At 70.2% G+C, this 15,336-nt stretch carries 16 protein-coding genes; 7 read left to right on the top strand and 9 right to left on the bottom strand.

Translation table 11 applies throughout. The features are described 5' to 3' along the window. The first annotated feature begins 22 nt into the window (after positions 1-22). Both hpaH and CXQ92_RS11015 read left to right on the top strand, forming a co-directional pair. Entirely contained in the window at positions 23-808 is a 786-nt protein-coding gene (gene hpaH / locus CXQ92_RS11020) for a 2-oxo-hept-4-ene-1,7-dioate hydratase (protein WP_104167769.1), read from the top strand. Positions 809-858: 50 nt separating this feature from the next. Further along, the gene (locus CXQ92_RS11015) at positions 859-1,596 is read left to right on the top strand and encodes an HpcH/HpaI aldolase/citrate lyase family protein (RefSeq protein ID WP_104168209.1); all 738 of its coding nucleotides are present in this window, start codon (positions 859-861) and stop codon (positions 1,594-1,596) included. Here the strand turns inward: CXQ92_RS11015 and CXQ92_RS11010 are convergent. After that, positions 1,590-3,074 (bottom strand): aromatic amino acid ammonia-lyase, encoded by a 1,485-nt coding sequence (locus tag CXQ92_RS11010; RefSeq protein ID WP_181033630.1) that lies wholly within the window; start codon positions 3,072-3,074, stop codon positions 1,590-1,592. The genes CXQ92_RS11015 and CXQ92_RS11010 overlap by 7 nt on opposite strands. Before the next feature lie 177 nt (positions 3,075-3,251). Between CXQ92_RS11010 and CXQ92_RS11005 the strand changes: the two genes are divergently transcribed. Then, positions 3,252-3,866: a ClpP family protease gene (locus tag CXQ92_RS11005; RefSeq protein ID WP_104167767.1), complete on the top strand. Its 615-nt coding sequence runs from the start codon at positions 3,252-3,254 to the stop codon at positions 3,864-3,866. Next, positions 3,863-4,474, top strand: coding sequence for a ClpP family protease (locus CXQ92_RS11000; protein ID WP_104167766.1), 612 nt, complete (start codon positions 3,863-3,865; stop codon positions 4,472-4,474). Before CXQ92_RS11005 ends, CXQ92_RS11000 begins: the two co-directional genes overlap by 4 nt. 6 nt (positions 4,475-4,480) lie before the next feature. On the opposite strand, the gene CXQ92_RS10995 is transcribed toward CXQ92_RS11000, so the two are convergent. After that, positions 4,481-4,861 carry a helix-turn-helix domain-containing protein gene (locus CXQ92_RS10995; protein WP_104167765.1) on the bottom strand — a complete coding sequence of 127 codons (381 nt, stop codon included), beginning with the start codon at positions 4,859-4,861 and terminating at the stop codon, positions 4,481-4,483. Positions 4,862-4,985: 124 nt separating this feature from the next. Between CXQ92_RS10995 and CXQ92_RS10990 the strand changes: the two genes are divergently transcribed. Next, positions 4,986-5,420: a hypothetical protein gene (locus CXQ92_RS10990; protein WP_181033629.1), complete on the top strand. Its 435-nt coding sequence runs from the start codon at positions 4,986-4,988 to the stop codon at positions 5,418-5,420. Here CXQ92_RS10990 and CXQ92_RS10985 read toward each other — a convergent pair. Continuing rightward, on the bottom strand, positions 5,386-6,438 hold the full coding sequence (locus CXQ92_RS10985; protein WP_181033628.1) for a glucose 1-dehydrogenase: 1,053 nt from the start codon (positions 6,436-6,438) through the stop codon (positions 5,386-5,388). The genes CXQ92_RS10990 and CXQ92_RS10985 overlap by 35 nt on opposite strands. A gap of 190 nt (positions 6,439-6,628) precedes the next feature. On the opposite strand from CXQ92_RS10985, the gene CXQ92_RS10980 reads away from it, so the two are divergent. Continuing rightward, entirely contained in the window at positions 6,629-7,645 is a 1,017-nt protein-coding gene (locus CXQ92_RS10980; protein WP_258069865.1) for a nitronate monooxygenase, read from the top strand. A gap of 75 nt (positions 7,646-7,720) precedes the next feature. Then, positions 7,721-8,416 (top strand): CPBP family intramembrane glutamic endopeptidase, encoded by a 696-nt coding sequence (locus CXQ92_RS10975; RefSeq protein WP_258069864.1) that lies wholly within the window; start codon positions 7,721-7,723, stop codon positions 8,414-8,416. 52 nt (positions 8,417-8,468) lie between these two features. Here CXQ92_RS10975 and CXQ92_RS10970 read toward each other — a convergent pair whose 3' ends face one another. From CXQ92_RS10970 to CXQ92_RS10945, 6 genes are all read right to left on the bottom strand, one after another. After that, a complete protein-coding gene (locus CXQ92_RS10970; protein WP_306738550.1) occupies positions 8,469-8,819 on the bottom strand; it encodes an L-rhamnose mutarotase in 351 nt (116 codons plus the stop codon). A 17-nt stretch (positions 8,820-8,836) separates the two neighbouring features. After that, positions 8,837-10,306, bottom strand: a complete 1,470-nt coding sequence (locus CXQ92_RS10965) for an L-fucose/L-arabinose isomerase family protein (protein WP_104167762.1) — start codon at positions 10,304-10,306, stop codon at positions 8,837-8,839. Between the two features lie 78 nt (positions 10,307-10,384). Beyond that, positions 10,385-11,446: a rhamnose ABC transporter substrate-binding protein gene (rhaS, locus tag CXQ92_RS10960; protein WP_181033627.1), complete on the bottom strand. Its 1,062-nt coding sequence runs from the start codon at positions 11,444-11,446 to the stop codon at positions 10,385-10,387. Between the two features lie 61 nt (positions 11,447-11,507). After that, positions 11,508-12,698, bottom strand: a complete 1,191-nt coding sequence (locus CXQ92_RS10955) for an ABC transporter permease (RefSeq protein ID WP_258069863.1) — start codon at positions 12,696-12,698, stop codon at positions 11,508-11,510. After that, a complete protein-coding gene (locus tag CXQ92_RS10950; protein WP_104167760.1) occupies positions 12,691-13,734 on the bottom strand; it encodes an ABC transporter permease in 1,044 nt (347 codons plus the stop codon). Before CXQ92_RS10950 ends, CXQ92_RS10955 begins: the two co-directional genes overlap by 8 nt. Continuing rightward, on the bottom strand, positions 13,731-15,284 hold the full coding sequence (locus CXQ92_RS10945; RefSeq protein WP_181033626.1) for a sugar ABC transporter ATP-binding protein: 1,554 nt from the start codon (positions 15,282-15,284) through the stop codon (positions 13,731-13,733). Before CXQ92_RS10945 ends, CXQ92_RS10950 begins: the two co-directional genes overlap by 4 nt. Between the last annotated feature and the right edge of the window lie 52 nt (positions 15,285-15,336).

The raw sequence follows: 15,336 nt of genomic DNA, 5'->3' as shown, positions 1-15,336 counted from the left end.
GCTCCGCCACCGAAGGAACCCGATGCTCGATCCGCAGACCATCAGCCAGATCGCCGACGAACTCCTCGACGCCGCCCGGACGAGGACCCCGGTCCCGCTGCTGACGGCCCGCTACCCGGGTATGACCGTCGAGGACTCCTACGCGGTGCAGCGCCTGTGGCGGCAGCGGAACGAGGACGCCGGCCGCACGCTCGTGGGGCGGAAGATCGGGCTCACCTCACGGGCGATGCAGGCCGCGACGGGCATCACGGAGCCGGACTACGGGGCGATCTTCGACGACATGGTGTTCGAGACGGGCTGCTCGGTAGCGTGGGACACCTACACGCATCCACGGGTCGAGGTGGAACTCGCCTTCGTGCTCAAGCATGATCTCGTCGGGCCGGGCTGCACGATCTTCGACGTCCTGAATGCCACCGACTACGTGGTGCCGGCCCTCGAGATCCTCGACTCGCGCATCGAGATGCAGGGGCGCACCATCGTGGACACCATCGCCGACAACGCGGCGATGGGCGCCATGGTCGTCGGCGGCAGGCCGGTGAGGCCGGACGCCGTCGACCTCCGCTGGGTGTCCGCCATCCTCTACAAGAACCAGGTGGTCGAGGAGACCGGCGTGGCCGCCGGGGTCCTCGACCACCCGGCCGCGGGCGTGCACTGGCTCGCCAACACGATCGCCGCCCACGGGGACGGCCTGAAGGCGGGCGACATCATCCTCGCCGGATCATTCACCCGGCCCATGTGGGTTCATGCGGGCGACACCGTCCACGCCGACTACGGACCGTTGGGGGCCGTCACATGCCGCGTCCACTAGGGGATTCCTTCCGCGAGGCGCTGGCCGCCGCCGACCGCCCGCTCGTGGGCATGTGGGTGTGCTCGGGTAGCCCGCTGGTCGCCGAGATCTGCGCCGGCGCGGGGCTGGACTGGCTGCTCGTGGACGCCGAGCACAGCCCGAACGGCCTCGAGTCGATCCTCGCCCAGCTGCAGGCCGTCCAGGGGTACCCGGTGCGGACGCTCGTCCGGCCACCCGTCAACGACGCCGTCCTCATCAAGCAGTACCTGGACCTGGGCGTGCAGAACCTGCTGGTCCCGATGGTGCATTCCGTCGCGGACGCCGAGGCCGCCGTCGCCGCGACCCGCTACCCACCGGAGGGCGTGCGCGGCGTCGGGTCGGCGCTCGCCCGAGCCGCCCGCTGGAACCGGGTGCCCGACTATTTGGCGCGTGCGTCATCGACGATCAGTGTCACCGTGCAGATCGAGTCGACGGTAGCCGTTGACGCGGTGGAGGACATCCTCGCGGTCGACGGCGTCGATGCGATCTTCGTCGGCCCGTCCGATCTCGCGGCGTCCATGGGTGTTCTCGGCCGGCAGGAACACCCCGAGGTGGTGGCCGCCGTCGAGCAGTGCCTCGCGGCCGCGACGCGGGCCGGCAAGCCGGCGGGTGTCAACGCCTTCACCCCGTCCGTCGCACGGCGGTACCTGGACAACGGGGCCGGGTTCGTCCTCGTCGGGGCAGACGTCGCCCTGCTCGCCCGCGGCTCCGAGGCCCTCGCCGCCGGCTTCATCCCGGCAGCCGACGGCGGTCCCCGCGCGAGCTACTGACGGCTCGGGGCCGGATACTGCTCCCGGACCCTGTGGTGGACGTCTGCCGCAGATGCCGCACCCGCGGCCGCCGCATGGACCAGCGCCGCCACCCGGGCGGTCCCGCTGCCCAGCCGGGTGGGGGACGACAGGTCGAGCACGTCGACCGCCAGCAGCACTTCGATCGCGAGGAGATCCGAGAGCAGTCCCAGGGCCTCCTCCGTCTTCCTGACACCGAGGACAGCCCCCGTGGCATGATCCTCGACGCCCAGATCCAGGACGGTCGAATTGAGTGTCGCGGGGGCCGCCAGAAGACGGAGGGCCGTGAAGCAGGCCGACGCGGCGTACCGGAGCTGGACGCCGGGCAGTGACGCCGGGCCCATCGCCGGAGGTGGAGTCCCCCGTTCCAGAGATCCCATGACGGCGTCCCACAGGTGGCTCATGCGCCGCTCGCTGAGCTGCCCCACATGGACGAGGGCCACGCGCAGGGCGTCGAAGGACACGGCCATCACGATGGGATGGAAATTGCCGTTGCTGATCATGGTGCCCGAGGTGACGTCGGCCAGAGGGTTGTCACTCGCGGAGTTCAGTTCGACCTCCACCGACCGGCGCGTGGCCGCCAGGAACTCCCGCAGGGCCCCGTGGACCTGGGGGACCACCCGGAACGACAGTGCATCCTGGACGGACCGTGGTCCTGCAGCGTCCAGCAGCCGGCTGCCCTGGAGCAGGCCCAGAAGGTGCACCGCGGCGGCGATCTGCCCGGGGTAGGGCTTGGCGCGGCCGACCGCGGGCAGGACGATGGACGGATTGCCGCCCGTCGCCTCGAGGGACAGGGCGGCGGCTTCATCGGCGGCGTCGGCGACCCGGGCGGCGTGGGCGGTCACGATGGCGCCGTGCCCCACGGAGACCCCGTTGGAGGAGATCAGGGCGAGGCCGTCCTTCCCCTCGAGGCGCAGCGGCGGGATCCCGGCACGGCGCAGCGCCTCCCCGCCCGGGAGGGTCACGCCGTCGTACCGGGCAAGGCCGGCGCCGACGGCCACCTGCGCGATACCCGCCATGTGGCCGATGTCCGCGGCCCCGATGGAGCCGGTTCCGGGCAGGACCGGATGCACCCCGGCGTTGAGCATGGACACCAGGGTGCCGGCTGCCGCGAGGCTCGCCCCGGAGCCCCCTCTCGCCATGCCGTTGATCCGCACGACGATGGCCGCCCGGACGACGTCCTGTGCGAGCGGCGGCCCGAACGCTCCTCCGTGGGTGTCCACGAGCATCCGCTGCTGCCGTTGGAGTTCCTCGCGACGGACGCGCTGGTCCTTGCCGTGCCCGACATTCGTGGAGAGCCCGTAGACCGGGATGCCTGACGCGATCGCCTCGTCGATCAGCACCCGGCCCGCCGCGATCCGCGCTCGCGCCGCCTCGCCGAGCCTCAGTTCTGCACCCTCGACGGCGGCCAGGAGGTCCTCGATGGTCAGGGGTTGGGCGTCGACAGTGACGGGGTCCATCATCGCCTCCAGGATCGGGTCCGCCGAGGAACGTCGCTGCGGACGTGGCGACACTGTACCCCTGCCGGCCCTTCATGGGGAGGCCGGCGGTGAAGCTCCGGGCCGCGCAGCCCACAGCAGATCTGCCTGCGGCAGCGTGCCATTGCCCGGGCACGGCGGCGGGACGAGGGTGGGGCCATGACCGACGAACGCAGATCACCATCCCTCGACGACACCCTGACCCAGCAGCTCATGAGCCACCGGATTCTGCTGCTCGGCACCGAACTGGACCAGGAGGGCGGCAACCGGCTGTGTACGCAGCTGATGCTCCTCTCCGCCGAGGATCCTCAGCGCGACATCAGCCTGTGGATCAACTCCCCCGGCGGATCCGTGCCCGCGATGCTCGCCATCCGCGACGTCATGCGCCTCATCCCGAACGAGGTCTCCACCGTGGTCCTCGGCCTGGCCCTGAGTGCCGGACAGTTCCTCCTCAGCTCCGGCACGCACGGCAAACGGTTCGCCCTGCCCCACGCGCGGGTCCTGCTGCATCAGGGCTCGGGAGGAATCGGCGGCACCGCGATGGACATCGCCATCCAGGCGGAAGACCTTCGGCACACGCGGGACACCGTGCTCGGGCTCATCGCCGCGGACACCGGCCAGCCGATCGAGCGCGTCACGGCCGATTCCCTGCGGGACCGCTGGTTCACCGCAGCCGAGGCCCGGGCGTACGGGTTCGTGGACAGGATCATCGACCACGTCGACGACATCCGGCCGGGCCGACGCCCCGCCGTCAGCCTGGGAGGCGTGCGATGAGCAGCTACACCATCCCCTATGTCACCGTGCACCACGGCAACGGGTCGCAGCAGACGCTCGACATCTTCAGCAGCCTGCTCACGGAGCGCATTATCTACCTCGGCACGCCGCTGGACGACGGCGTGGCCAACTCGCTCATCGCGCAGCTGCTCCATCTGGAGTCCGTCGGCTCGTCGCTGCCGATCGACCTCTACATCAACTCGCCGGGCGGGTCCATCAGCGCCATGCTCGCCGTGTACGACGCCATGCAGTACGTCACGTCCCCGGTCCGCACCACGTGCATCGGGCAGGCGACCTTCACCGCGGCGGTGCTGCTCGCCGGGGGTGAGCGCGGTGCGCGCTCCATCCTGCCGCGCGGACGCGTGGTGCTGCACCAGCCGACGGTCGACACGGGCAGGGGCACCATCCCGGACCTCATCCTCGAGGCCGACGAGGTGGAGCGGATCACGGCGCTGCTGGACGAGCTCCTCGCCCGGCACACGGGGAAGTCGGTGGAGGACATCCAGCGGGACACGGACCGGAACCTCGTCCTCGACGCCCGGCAGGCGGTGGACTACGGGGTGGTCGACACCGTGGTGGAGTACCGGAAGACCGACCTGCCGGGATAGGGACGCTCAGGCGGCGAGGTGGACCTGCGACGAACCGCCCTGGGCCATGCGGGCGGTGGCATGGGAACTCAGGGTCCGGACCGTCACGCCGAGCGAGCGGGCGATGGCGGCGAGGATCTCCGACGAGGCGTCCTTGCGTCCGCGTTCGATCTCGGAGAGGTACTGCGGCGAGATGGCTGCACGGCCTGCGACGTCCGTGAGCCGCTCGCCCCGGTCCAGGCGGAGGTCGCGCAGCACGTCGCCGTAGGCCTCCCGCAGGAGCGGTTCGCGCTCCCGGCCGGTTCCCGGGGTGCGCGGAGGACCGGCCGGGCGGCGTTCCTCCCGGGGCGGGACCTCCCGCGGTCGTCCGGTGGATGCAGGTGACGGAAAGTACAGAATCTCGCCCATGCAGCCCGACTGTAGTCCGGCGAGGAGCTCTATGGGGGCCGCTCTGCTCAGAGCGGAGCGGCCCCCGATCGCAGCTTCCTCGCGAACGATTCCCTGGCGTGGCCGCATTCGCTACGATCCGAGCATGACCCGACGTCCGTTCCGCCGCGCCCCGCAGGGGCCGGTCGACCTCCCCGCCGCCCTCCTCGCCGTCGTCGGCGGCTTCCAGGCCGCACTCGCCGCAGGCGCGCCGTGGGGAGAAGCGGCCTACGGGGGCGCCCACCGGGGTGTACTGCCGGCGAAGTACCGGGCATCGAGCGCCCTGTCCACGCTGGTGTACGCCGCGCTGGTCCAGGTCACCCTCGGCAGGGGCCCGGGCCCGACGGCGCGGCGCCGGATCCTCACGGCGGCGTCCGGACTCATGATGGTCGGCACGGCGATGAACCTCGCGTCGCGGTCCCGGATCGAACGGCTGGTGTGGACGCCGGTGGCGGGGACCCTCGCGGTCACGCTGCTGCGTGCGGCCCGCGCACCCCGTACGGGGGTTACGTCGGGTCCTGGAAATCCAGGACGACCTTGACGTCGTCGTCGTGCTGCTCGAAGGCGTCCCGGAAGTCGTCGATCCTCACCCGTCGCGTGATCATCCGCTCCAGCCAGGACTCGTCGGCTGCTGCGAGAGCTGCGGCCGCTGACGTGTAGTGCCGCTTGTTCGCGTTGACGGTACCGAAGATGACCTCGTTCTGGAGGACAGTGGTGCGGTTGAGATCGCCGATGTCCGTGGGGGTCTTCCCGCCGACCCCGGAGATCCCGGTCAGACAGGTGATCGAATTCTGCCCTCCCCCGGTGATGGCCTCGAGGATGACCGGGGCGACGCCGGTGCATTCGATGATGACATCGGGACGCACCTGCGAGTCCTGCAACGAGTCCGTGTGATAGACGGCGCCGAGGTCGCGCACCAGTCCGGGCTTCGGCCCCTCCGTGATGAGGTCGTACACGTGTACTTCCAGTCCGCGCTGGATACCGAGAAGCGCTGCCAGGAGGCCGACGGGACCCGCTCCGGTCACAGCAACGGTTTCCGGCGCGAAGTAGGCCCTCTGGCCGATCCGCTCGATCTGCTCCCACGCCTTGCAGACGACGGTCGTCGGTTCCAGGAGCACACCGACCCGCTGCAGGGCGGGGTCCAGCTTCACCAGGGCGTCCGCCTGGCCCCGCCACTGCTGGCGGGCGAACCCGTCGAGTTCCTTGATGCCATGTTCTGCATAGCGGCCGTTCAGGCACATGTCCCACTCGCCCGCGGCGCACGCCCCACACGGAACCGGGTCAGGCCTTCGGACGATGCCGACCACGATATCGCCCGGCGCCAGATCCGAGCCGGCAGGGGCCTCAGCAACCCGGCCCAGATTCTCATGCCCCAACACCAGGTGGTCCTGTCCCGGAGGAGCGACACCGAAGTCGCCGGCGACGATCTCGGAATCGGTTCCGCACAACCCCACCGACAACGTGTCGACGAGCACGTCGCCCTCCTCGGGGGGCGGCGCGGCAATGTCACGCAGCTCCAGTGAGTCCGCCACCCCGGGGGTGACCGTCAACGCACGCACGCTCTTCTCCTTCCGCTGGTCTGCCGGCAGGTGCCGATCCCTATCATCCGAAAGTCGGTGGCGGAAGCGCAGGCGGATGAAGCGACAGGAGACATCTTGACAGGGGCGCCTGCAGCGATGCTCGAGGCAAGGAACCGTCCCGCGCCGGTGGCGGGTGCTCCTGCCGACGATGGGCACTACCGTGGTCCTCGTGCTTGCCTCTGATCTATCCTCGCTGCGTCGGCCGATCATCGGCGCGCCCATGGCCGGAGGGCCCTCCACCCCTGAGCTGGTAGCAGCGGTCACCAATGCGGGTGGCCTGGGGTTCCTTGCCGGCGGGTACAAGTCGCCGGATCACCTCGCCCAGCAGATCAGCGCCACCCGGACCCTTACCGGGGGCCCGGTGGGGGTGAACCTCTTCGTCGTGTCCGCGGACGACGCGGACGGGAAGGAGCTCGAGGCATACCGCCAGGAGCTCCAGGTGGAGGCGGACCGGCACGGGGTCGAACTCGGACGGCCCCGCTGGGACGACGATGCGTGGGAGGGCAAGCTCGACGTCGTGCGCGCGGCGAAGCCGGAAATGGTTTCCTTCACGTTCGGCTGCCCGGCCGCCGCCATCCTGCGCGACCTCGACGAGCTGGGGATCCTCACCGCGGTGACCGTCACGGATGCTGCTGAAGCACGCACCGCTGCAGGCAACGGCGCCCAGGTCCTCGTGGTGCAGGGACCCGGAGCCGGAGGCCATCGCGCGACCTTCGATCCTGCCGCCGAACCCGGTACCCATCCGCTGACCGAACTTCTCGCCACCATCAGGACCATGACCGATCTGCCCCTGATAGCAGGCGGGGGCATCAGCACACGGCACCTCGCCACAGAGATCCTCGGTGCCGGGGCTGCTGCCGTCCACGTGGGAACGGCTCTGCTGCTGGCCGACGAGGCAGGAACAACCCCCGCGCACCGCTCGGCACTGAGGGACCCGCAGTTCACGGAGACGTCGGTCACGCGCGCGTTCACCGGACGACCGGCACGGAGCCTGCGCAACCGCTTCATGGACGACCACCCGACCACCGCCCACGCCTACCCCCACATCCACCACATGACCTCCCCCCTGCGCGCAGCCGCAGCAGTGCGCAACGATGTGCAGGCACTCCACCTCTGGGCCGGGACCGGGTACCGGCACATCCGGCAGGGCTCCGCGGCCGACATCGTCGCCGCGCTGACCCCCTGACGCGGGCCACATCATGACCGGGGGCCTCCTGTGACAACCAGTCCGAGCATCGGACGAGAACCCGCGGGACGGCAGGTGAGCCCGGCAACTCTCGGTCAGGCGGCCTGGGCGCTGATGTTCGTGGTCGTCTACATCGCCGTGGTCGCCGGCACGATCGTCGTCGTCGGGCTCTCAGGCATCGTCGACTTCACCCTCGCCACCCTGCTGCCGGTGTTCCTCGTGACGGTCACGGTCGCCGCGATCCTCGCCCTCTACCTCCACCTCGTCCGCCGGAATGGCCTCCGGCCGGCCGATCTCGGCTTCCGGCGCCCCACGCCCCGGCTGTTCCACCTGCTCTGGCAGATCCCGGTCATCATCCTCGTCTGCGGCAGCCTGCAGGGCCTCTTCCTCGTCGCCCTGACGTCCCTGGGCGTCGACACGGCGTCGGCCGGAACCGCCGACCCCCTCGCGGAGATCAGCAGCCTGTCCGGCCCGTGGATCGCCGTCTGCTTCCTGATCATCGCCGTCCTCACCCCGCTCTGGGAGGAGGTCCTGTTCAGGGGTGCCTTCCTGGACGGATTCACCCGGCGCTTCCGGCCCGTCGTCGCGATCACCCTGTCCGCAGCGCTCTTCGCCGCGGTCCACCTCGTCCTGCTGACGTTCGTCTACCTCTTCACCCTCGGCATCGCGCTGGCCCTGCTCCGACGGTTCCACCGGAACCTCTGGGCCCCGATACTCCTCCATGCCGCCAACAACGCGCTCGTCACCCTCACCGTCCTCGCCGTCGTCTGACTCAACCGGCCCACCCCGCCGTCCGGGCTCGACGACGGCGCCGCCCGCAGACCTACAGCTGGTCCTCCAGGTGGAAGACCTCCTCGAGGCGGAGGAAGCCCTCATCCGGGCGACCCTCGAGCGCCACGAAGAACGGTCCCATCTCCGTCTGCCACCGGGCATTGACCTCGGTCGCGGCCATGGCGGCCTGTGACGCGGCGAAGTCCTCGCACTCCACGTACCCGATCAGCAGGCCGTCCGGGCGCAGGAACAGCGAGTAGTTGTTCCATCCGGTGTCCTTCAGCGCCCGGGCCATGTCCGGCCAGATCGCCGCGTGGCGCTCCCGGTACTCGGGGATGCGCTCGGGCCGGACCTGCAGCTGGAAGCAGACGCGTTCCATGGGTCTCCGTTCGTCGTCGTTCATGGCGCGGGTGGGAAGGATCAGAGCGAGACGTGGCGGTGCTCGACGCCGAGCAGGGACGCCGCGGCCTTCACATCGGCGGCCCGATGGCCCACGCACAGCGCCCAGTGGTGGCCGACGCCGGTCCGGCTCCACTCGTCCACCCACACCCCGGGGTCTCCCCCGAAGTCCACGCGCGACGTCGTGTTCCCGATCGCGAGCAGCGGGCCGGGGACAACAGTGCCCTCGGAGGTGACGAAGACGTAGGAGCCGTCCGGGTCCTGCCCGATGCCGAACGTCGTCACCGGTCCCTGGCGGACGTCGAACTCGACGGACACGCCCCAGCCCCGCTTGCCGTGATAGACGCCGAGCCCGCGCAGCAGCGGCCGGGCGGCGCTGACCGCGAGGTGCGCCGGGCCGTCGTGCCCCATCTCCACCACGCCGTCGAAGAAGTTCAGGGCCTGGATCTCCGTGAAGGACCCGCCGGCGCCCATCGCCTGCGAAGCGAGCATCGCGATCGAGGTCCGCAGCTCGTACTCCCCCGCCATGGGGACACCACGGGCCGTGAGGATCGACGCGCCGAGGATCATGCCCGCCCCGAGCCGTTCGTGCTGCTCCCCCGCGAGACCGCGGTGGTAGTAGGCGAGGGAGTCGAGGTCGAACTCCGTGACGAGCCGGTCGAGCCCCACCGAGACCTTCGCGCCCCACGCGAAGTCGTCGTCGTCCACGGATCCGTCCACGGTGAACAGGCTGCGCGCGAGATCCACGCGCTCCCGGACCTGGCTCTCCGTTACCTCCCCGACGAACTCGCGCAGGTCGTCGAACTCGACCACCTCCACGTGGGAGCCGAACGTCGTCGAGACCGTGGTGAGATCGGTGGAGACGTCCAGCATGCCCGGGTACAGGTGTCCCATGAGGCCGTGGCGGGCGTGCCGGAGCCGGCCGCGCACGCCCGCCGCGTGGACCCACCGGCCGATGCGCTCCCAGGCGGACTCCTGCTTCAGGTGCCCGGACACCGAGCGGAAGGGGATGCCCGCTCGCCCGAAGACGTTCGCGACCTCCGGGACGGGGCACTGCCCGCAGTAGGCGAGCCACCTGCCGGTGTCGAAGTTCGCGTGATCCATGGCCTCCGTGGGTTGCAGGTCGATCACGAGGACCGGGGTCTGCGAGCGCTGAGCGATCGGGAGCACCATGGAGGACGTCAGGTAGGTGGTGAGGAAGATGACGATCAGGTCGCAGTCCGCGCGCCGGAGCTCCTCGGCCGCCCCGGCCGCCTCCCGCGCGTCGGACACGAAGCCGACGTCGGTCACGTCGGCGTCGAGCGCCTCGAGGCGTGAAGTGACGTACCGCACCGATTCCCGCAGCTGGGACAGGAGGTCGGGGAACTGCGGCCAGTATGCTCCGAGTCCTCCGGAGACGAGCCCGAGGCGCGTGGGACGACGGCGGACCGGCTCGAGCCGGCCAGGGAGCGCAAGGGGCGTGTCGGGTCCTGCCGCGGAATCGGTGGTCATGGGCGTGCTCCTCAGGTGGAGGGTCGGAGTCCCGCGGGAAGGGCGGGGCATCCGAGGACGCCCCGCCCTGCTCGGCGGCTAGAAGTCGTAGTCGTCGATGTTGTCCGCGTTGAACTGCGTGGGTGGACCGACCAGCACGATCCCGCCGTCGCCGATTTCACGCTCGCCGAGCTCGCCGGCCTCGAACGTGTCGCCGGCCTCCCCGGTGATGTCGCCGTCGGCCAGTGCCTTGCCCGCGAAGGCCGCGACGTAGCCGAGCTGCGCCGGATCCCAGAGCGCGAACTCGGTGACGGTGCCGTCCTTCACGAACGGCCGCATCTCGTTCGGCAGGCCGAGGCCCGTCAGTGCGACCTCGCCCTTGTACTCGGAGGTGGAGAGGTACCGGGCGGTCGCGGCGATGCCGACCGTGGTGGGAGAGATGATGCCCTTCAGGTCCGGGTAGGCCTGCAGGAGCCCCTGCGCCTCCTGGAAGGACTTCGTGTCGTCGTCGTCGCCGTAGACCTTCGCGACGAGCTCGATCTCCGCGTAGTCGGGGTTGGACGCCAGTTCCTCCTCCATGAACTTGATCCACTCGTTCTGGTTCGTGGCGTTCGCGGTGGCGGAGAGGATGGCGATCTCCCCCGCTCCACCGATCTGCTCGGAGATGAGCTCGAGCTGGATCAGCGCCACCTCCTTCGCGTCCACCTGGCTGACGAAGAGGTCGCGGTAGTCGGGGTTGGTGTCGGAGTCGAACGCCACGATCTTCGCGCCGGCGGTACGGGCCTCCTCGAGGGCGGGGCCCACGGCATCGGGATCATTGGCGGCGATCACGATCACGTTGGTGCCGCGCTGCGTCTCGGCATTGATGAAGGACACCTGGCTCGATGCGCTGGCATCCAGCGGGCCCACCACCTCCGAGGACGCGAAACCGGCCTCCGAGGCGCCGTCCTCACCGCCGCCCAGCACCACGTCGGTGTAGGGGTTGTTGAGCTGCTTGGGGATGAAGGTGATCGTCTGCTCGCCTTCCGACCCGCTGCCGCCCTCGCCCCCGCTGTCGGAGCCGGTGTCGCCGCCGCAGGCGCTGAGGACGAGCGCGGCGCTCGTGGCGAGGGCCGCGACGGCCATCCGCCGTCGGGTGGATCCGGAATGGATAAACCTCATTGTTTCTTCCTTTCGATGTGCGCTGGGAACCAGTCGCCGGGTGCAACCCCAGGGGGACGGCCTAGGGAAGTGGTGCGGTGCGGACACGCCTGGCGTGGCGTGCCTCGCGGATGGCGGACGCGATGTTGGGCGCCACCACCGAGATGATGAGGAGGGAGCCCGTGACGATGATGAGGACCACCTCGGAGACGCGGTCCAGCTTGAGTGCGTAGTTGATGGTGCCGATCAGCAGCACCCCGGCCAGGATCCCGGGGATGGACCCCTTGCCGCCGAAGATCGAGACTCCGCCGAGCAGCACCGCGGCGATCACCGCGAGTTCCAGGCCGCTCGCGTTGTCGCTCCGGGCGCTCGAGTACCGGAGCGTCCAGTAGATGCCGGCGAGCGCGGACACCGTGCCGGTGGCCAGGTACAGCAGGAACTTGGACCGGGCGACGTCGATGCCGACGAACGTCGCGGCCTCCCTGCTGTACCCGAGGGCGAAGAGCCCCCGGCCGAAGGGCGTGAAGTGCAGGACGACGGCGAACGCGACGATGAGCACGACGACGCCGATCATGACCGTCGGGATGCCGGTGCCGCCGATCTTCGAGGTGGCGAAGGCGGTGAGCCCGGGCGGGAAGTTCGCCACGGCGTTGTCGCCGATCACCACGAGCGCGAGGCCGCGGAAGAGCGCCAGCGTGCCGATCGTCACTGCCAGGGACGGTAGCCCGAGATAGGCGATGAGCACTCCGTTGAAGGCTCCCGCGACGAGTCCCGCCAGCAGGCACACCACCAGGACGAGCGCGATCGGCATGCCGCCCTGCCAGAGGACACCCATGAGGGCGCTGGTCAGCCCGGCGATGCTCGCGACCGAGAGGTCGATCTCCCCGGAGATGATGACGAGCGTCATCGGCAGCGCGATGAGCAGGGTCGGGATGACGTCGAGGAGCAGGAACCCCACGGTGACCGGTGACGCGAACCGCGGGATCGTGAGGCAGGCGTAGAGCACGACGACGATGAGCACGTAGATCATGACGGCGTCGCGCCCGAGGAGGATCCGCGCGGCGCCCGTACGCCCCTTCGGGATGGCGAGCACCTTCGTGGTGTCGGCCTTCCGCCCCGCCGGACGCGCCTGCTTCGGCTGCTTCTCCTCGGGGGTCCTGGTGCCTGGGGCGGACATGCGCCTGCCTTTCGCTGGGGTGCCGTTCTCCGGCGGGTGGCCTTCGGTCGGGGTGGCGTTCTGCGCACCGGGCTGGTCGTCGAGGCGGTCAGACATTGCGGGCCTCCGCGATCCGGAGCTTGCGGGCGGACCGGACACTGGCGATGCGGTCGATGACGACGGCGGCGAGGATCAGGACGCCGACGATGGCCTGCTGCCAGAACTTGTCGACGCGCAGCGCCGTCAGGGCGCTGGTGATCGTGGTCAGGAGGAGGGCGCCGATCGCGGCGCCGAGCACGGTGCCGCTGCCACCGAAGATCGCGACGCCGCCGACCACCGCGGCGGCGACGACGTCGAGCTCGAGGCCCGCCCCCGTCGTCGCGCCCACCGAGTTGAAGCGGCTGGCGTACAGGACGCCGGCCAGGCCGGCCAGCAGTCCGTTGACCACGAAGGCGAGCAGGACGCGGCGGGTCACCGGGATGCCGAACAGGCGGGCGGCGTCGGGGTCCGACCCGATCGCGTACAGGTCCCGTCCCTGCCGGGTGCCGAGCATGTAGACCGCGACGATCGCGACGACGCCCACCGCGATGAGCGTGATCAGGGGGAACCCGAGGAACGTGTCCACGGACAGGTCGCCGAACGCCTGGGGCCGGTCGCCGGCGAAGTACTGGGTACCACCGGCCCAGGCGTTGTTGATGCCCCGATAGATGTAGAGCGTGCCGAGTGTGATGACGAGGGCCGGGACCTTCGCGATGGTGATGAGGAGACCGTTGAACGCGCCGAGGGCGGCGCCGAGGAGCATCCCGAGGACGAAGACCACGACGATCGGCACATCGGGCGCGGCGGCGAAGAGGCTGCCGGTCCCGAAGGCGACGAGCCCGAGGATGGATCCGACGGACAGGTCGATGTTCCGGGTGATGATCACGAGGGTCTGACCGACGGCCAGGATCATCAGGATGGTCGCGTTGAGCAGCAGGTCCTTGATGCCCTGTTCACTGAGGAACAGCGGGTTCAGCGCCGCGGTCACGGCGACGAGCAGCACCAGGGCGAGGATCACCGGGAGTTCGCGGAGCTTCAGGAGCGAGGCGAGGACCGAGGTCCTCTCGTGTCCGGGAGCCGGGCGGGCGGGCGCGTTCTTGCTGTCGAGGCTCATCGCGAGGACTCCAGGGATGCTGTTGCGGCATGCATGACGGTTTCTGCGGTGGCCTCTGCGCGGTCGAGCCGGCCGGTGATCCGGCCCTCCCGCATGACCAGCACGCGGTCGGCCATGCCCAGCACCTCGGGCAGCTCGGAGGAGATCATGAGGATCGCGATGCCCCGTCCCGCCAGCTCGGAGATGAGGCGGTGCACCTCCGCCTTGGTCCCGACGTCGATGCCGCGCGTCGGCTCGTCGATGATCAGGAGCTTCGGGTCCGTGGCGAGCCACTTCGCGAGGACGACCTTCTGTTGGTTCCCACCGGACAGGGTGGAGACGGCGTGTTCGGGTGAGCCCGCCTTCACCTGCAGCCTCCTGCCCCAGGTCTCGGCGGCCTCGCGCTCGGCACGCGCCCTGATGATGCCGAACCGCGCGAGGGAGTGACGGAGCGTCAGGGCCGTGTTGCGCTCGACCGACAGGTCCATGACGAGCCCCTGCTTCCGGCGGTCCTCCGGGACGAAGCCGATCCCGGCGTCGATCGCGGCACGCGGGTCCTTGCGGCGCAGCGGCGTGCCGGCCATCCGGACGGTGCCCGACTCGTAGCGGTCGATCCCGAACACGGCGCGGGCCACCTCGGTGCGCCCGGCTCCCACCAGCCCGGACAGTGCGACGATCTCGCCCGCGCGCACCTCGAAGTCGATGTCGTGGAAGACGCCCGGCCGGGTCAGTCCCTCGACCTCCAGGACGACGTCGCCGGCCTCCGTCTCGGTCTTCGGGAACAGGGCGTCGATGTCGCGTCCCACCATCTCCCGGACGATCGCCTCCACCGACGTGGCCCGCGTCTCGTGGGTGGCGATGTAGGCGCCGTCCCGCATCACCGTGATGCGGTCGCACAGGCCGAAGACCTCGTCGAAACGGTGGGAGATGAACAGGATGCCGCTGCCGGCGTCTCGCAGGCGTCGGGCGACGGCGAACAGGCGGTCCACCTCGACGCCGCTGAGCGCCGCCGTGGGCTCGTCCATGACGAGGATGCGGGCGTCGAGGGAGATGGCCTTGGCGATCTCGATGATCTGCTGGTCGGCGATGGACAGTCCCTCGGCCACGCGGTCGGGGTCGATCGGGACACCGAGCTGGCCGAACAGCTCCCTCGCGCGGCGCCGCATCTCGACGCGGCTGATGAGGCCGAAACGGCCCCGGGGCTGCCGCCCGATGAAGATGTTCTCGGCGACCGTGAGATCGGGGAAGAGCGTGGGTTCCTGGTAGATGACGGAGATCCCGGCAGCCTTGCTGTCGGCGACGTTGCGGAAGCCGACGCTCTGCCCGCCGACGAGGAACTCCCCCGCGTCCGGGTGGTGCACCCCCGCCAGGATCTTCACGAGGGTGGACTTCCCGGCGCCGTTCTCACCGACCAGCGCGTGGATCTCGCCTGCCGCCAGGTCGATGGTGCCGTCGGCGAGGGCGACGACCGGACCGAAGGTCTTCAGCGCCCCGCGGAGCGCCAGCACGGGGGTCCGCCCCGGTGCGGACGGGTCCGTGGCGTCACTGCCAGGGCCATCAGGGTGCGTCACTGCGACTCCTCGGGAAGAAATGAATCGTTTCAGATTCGATGTCCTCGAATAG

Source organism: Arthrobacter sp. SX1312, from assembly GCF_002929295.1.
In the GTDB taxonomy this organism is placed as follows: Bacteria; Actinomycetota; Actinomycetes; order Actinomycetales; family Micrococcaceae; genus Arthrobacter_D.
The sequence above is the reverse complement of the archived record's forward strand: the minus strand, read 5'-3'. Positions and strand labels throughout refer to the sequence as shown.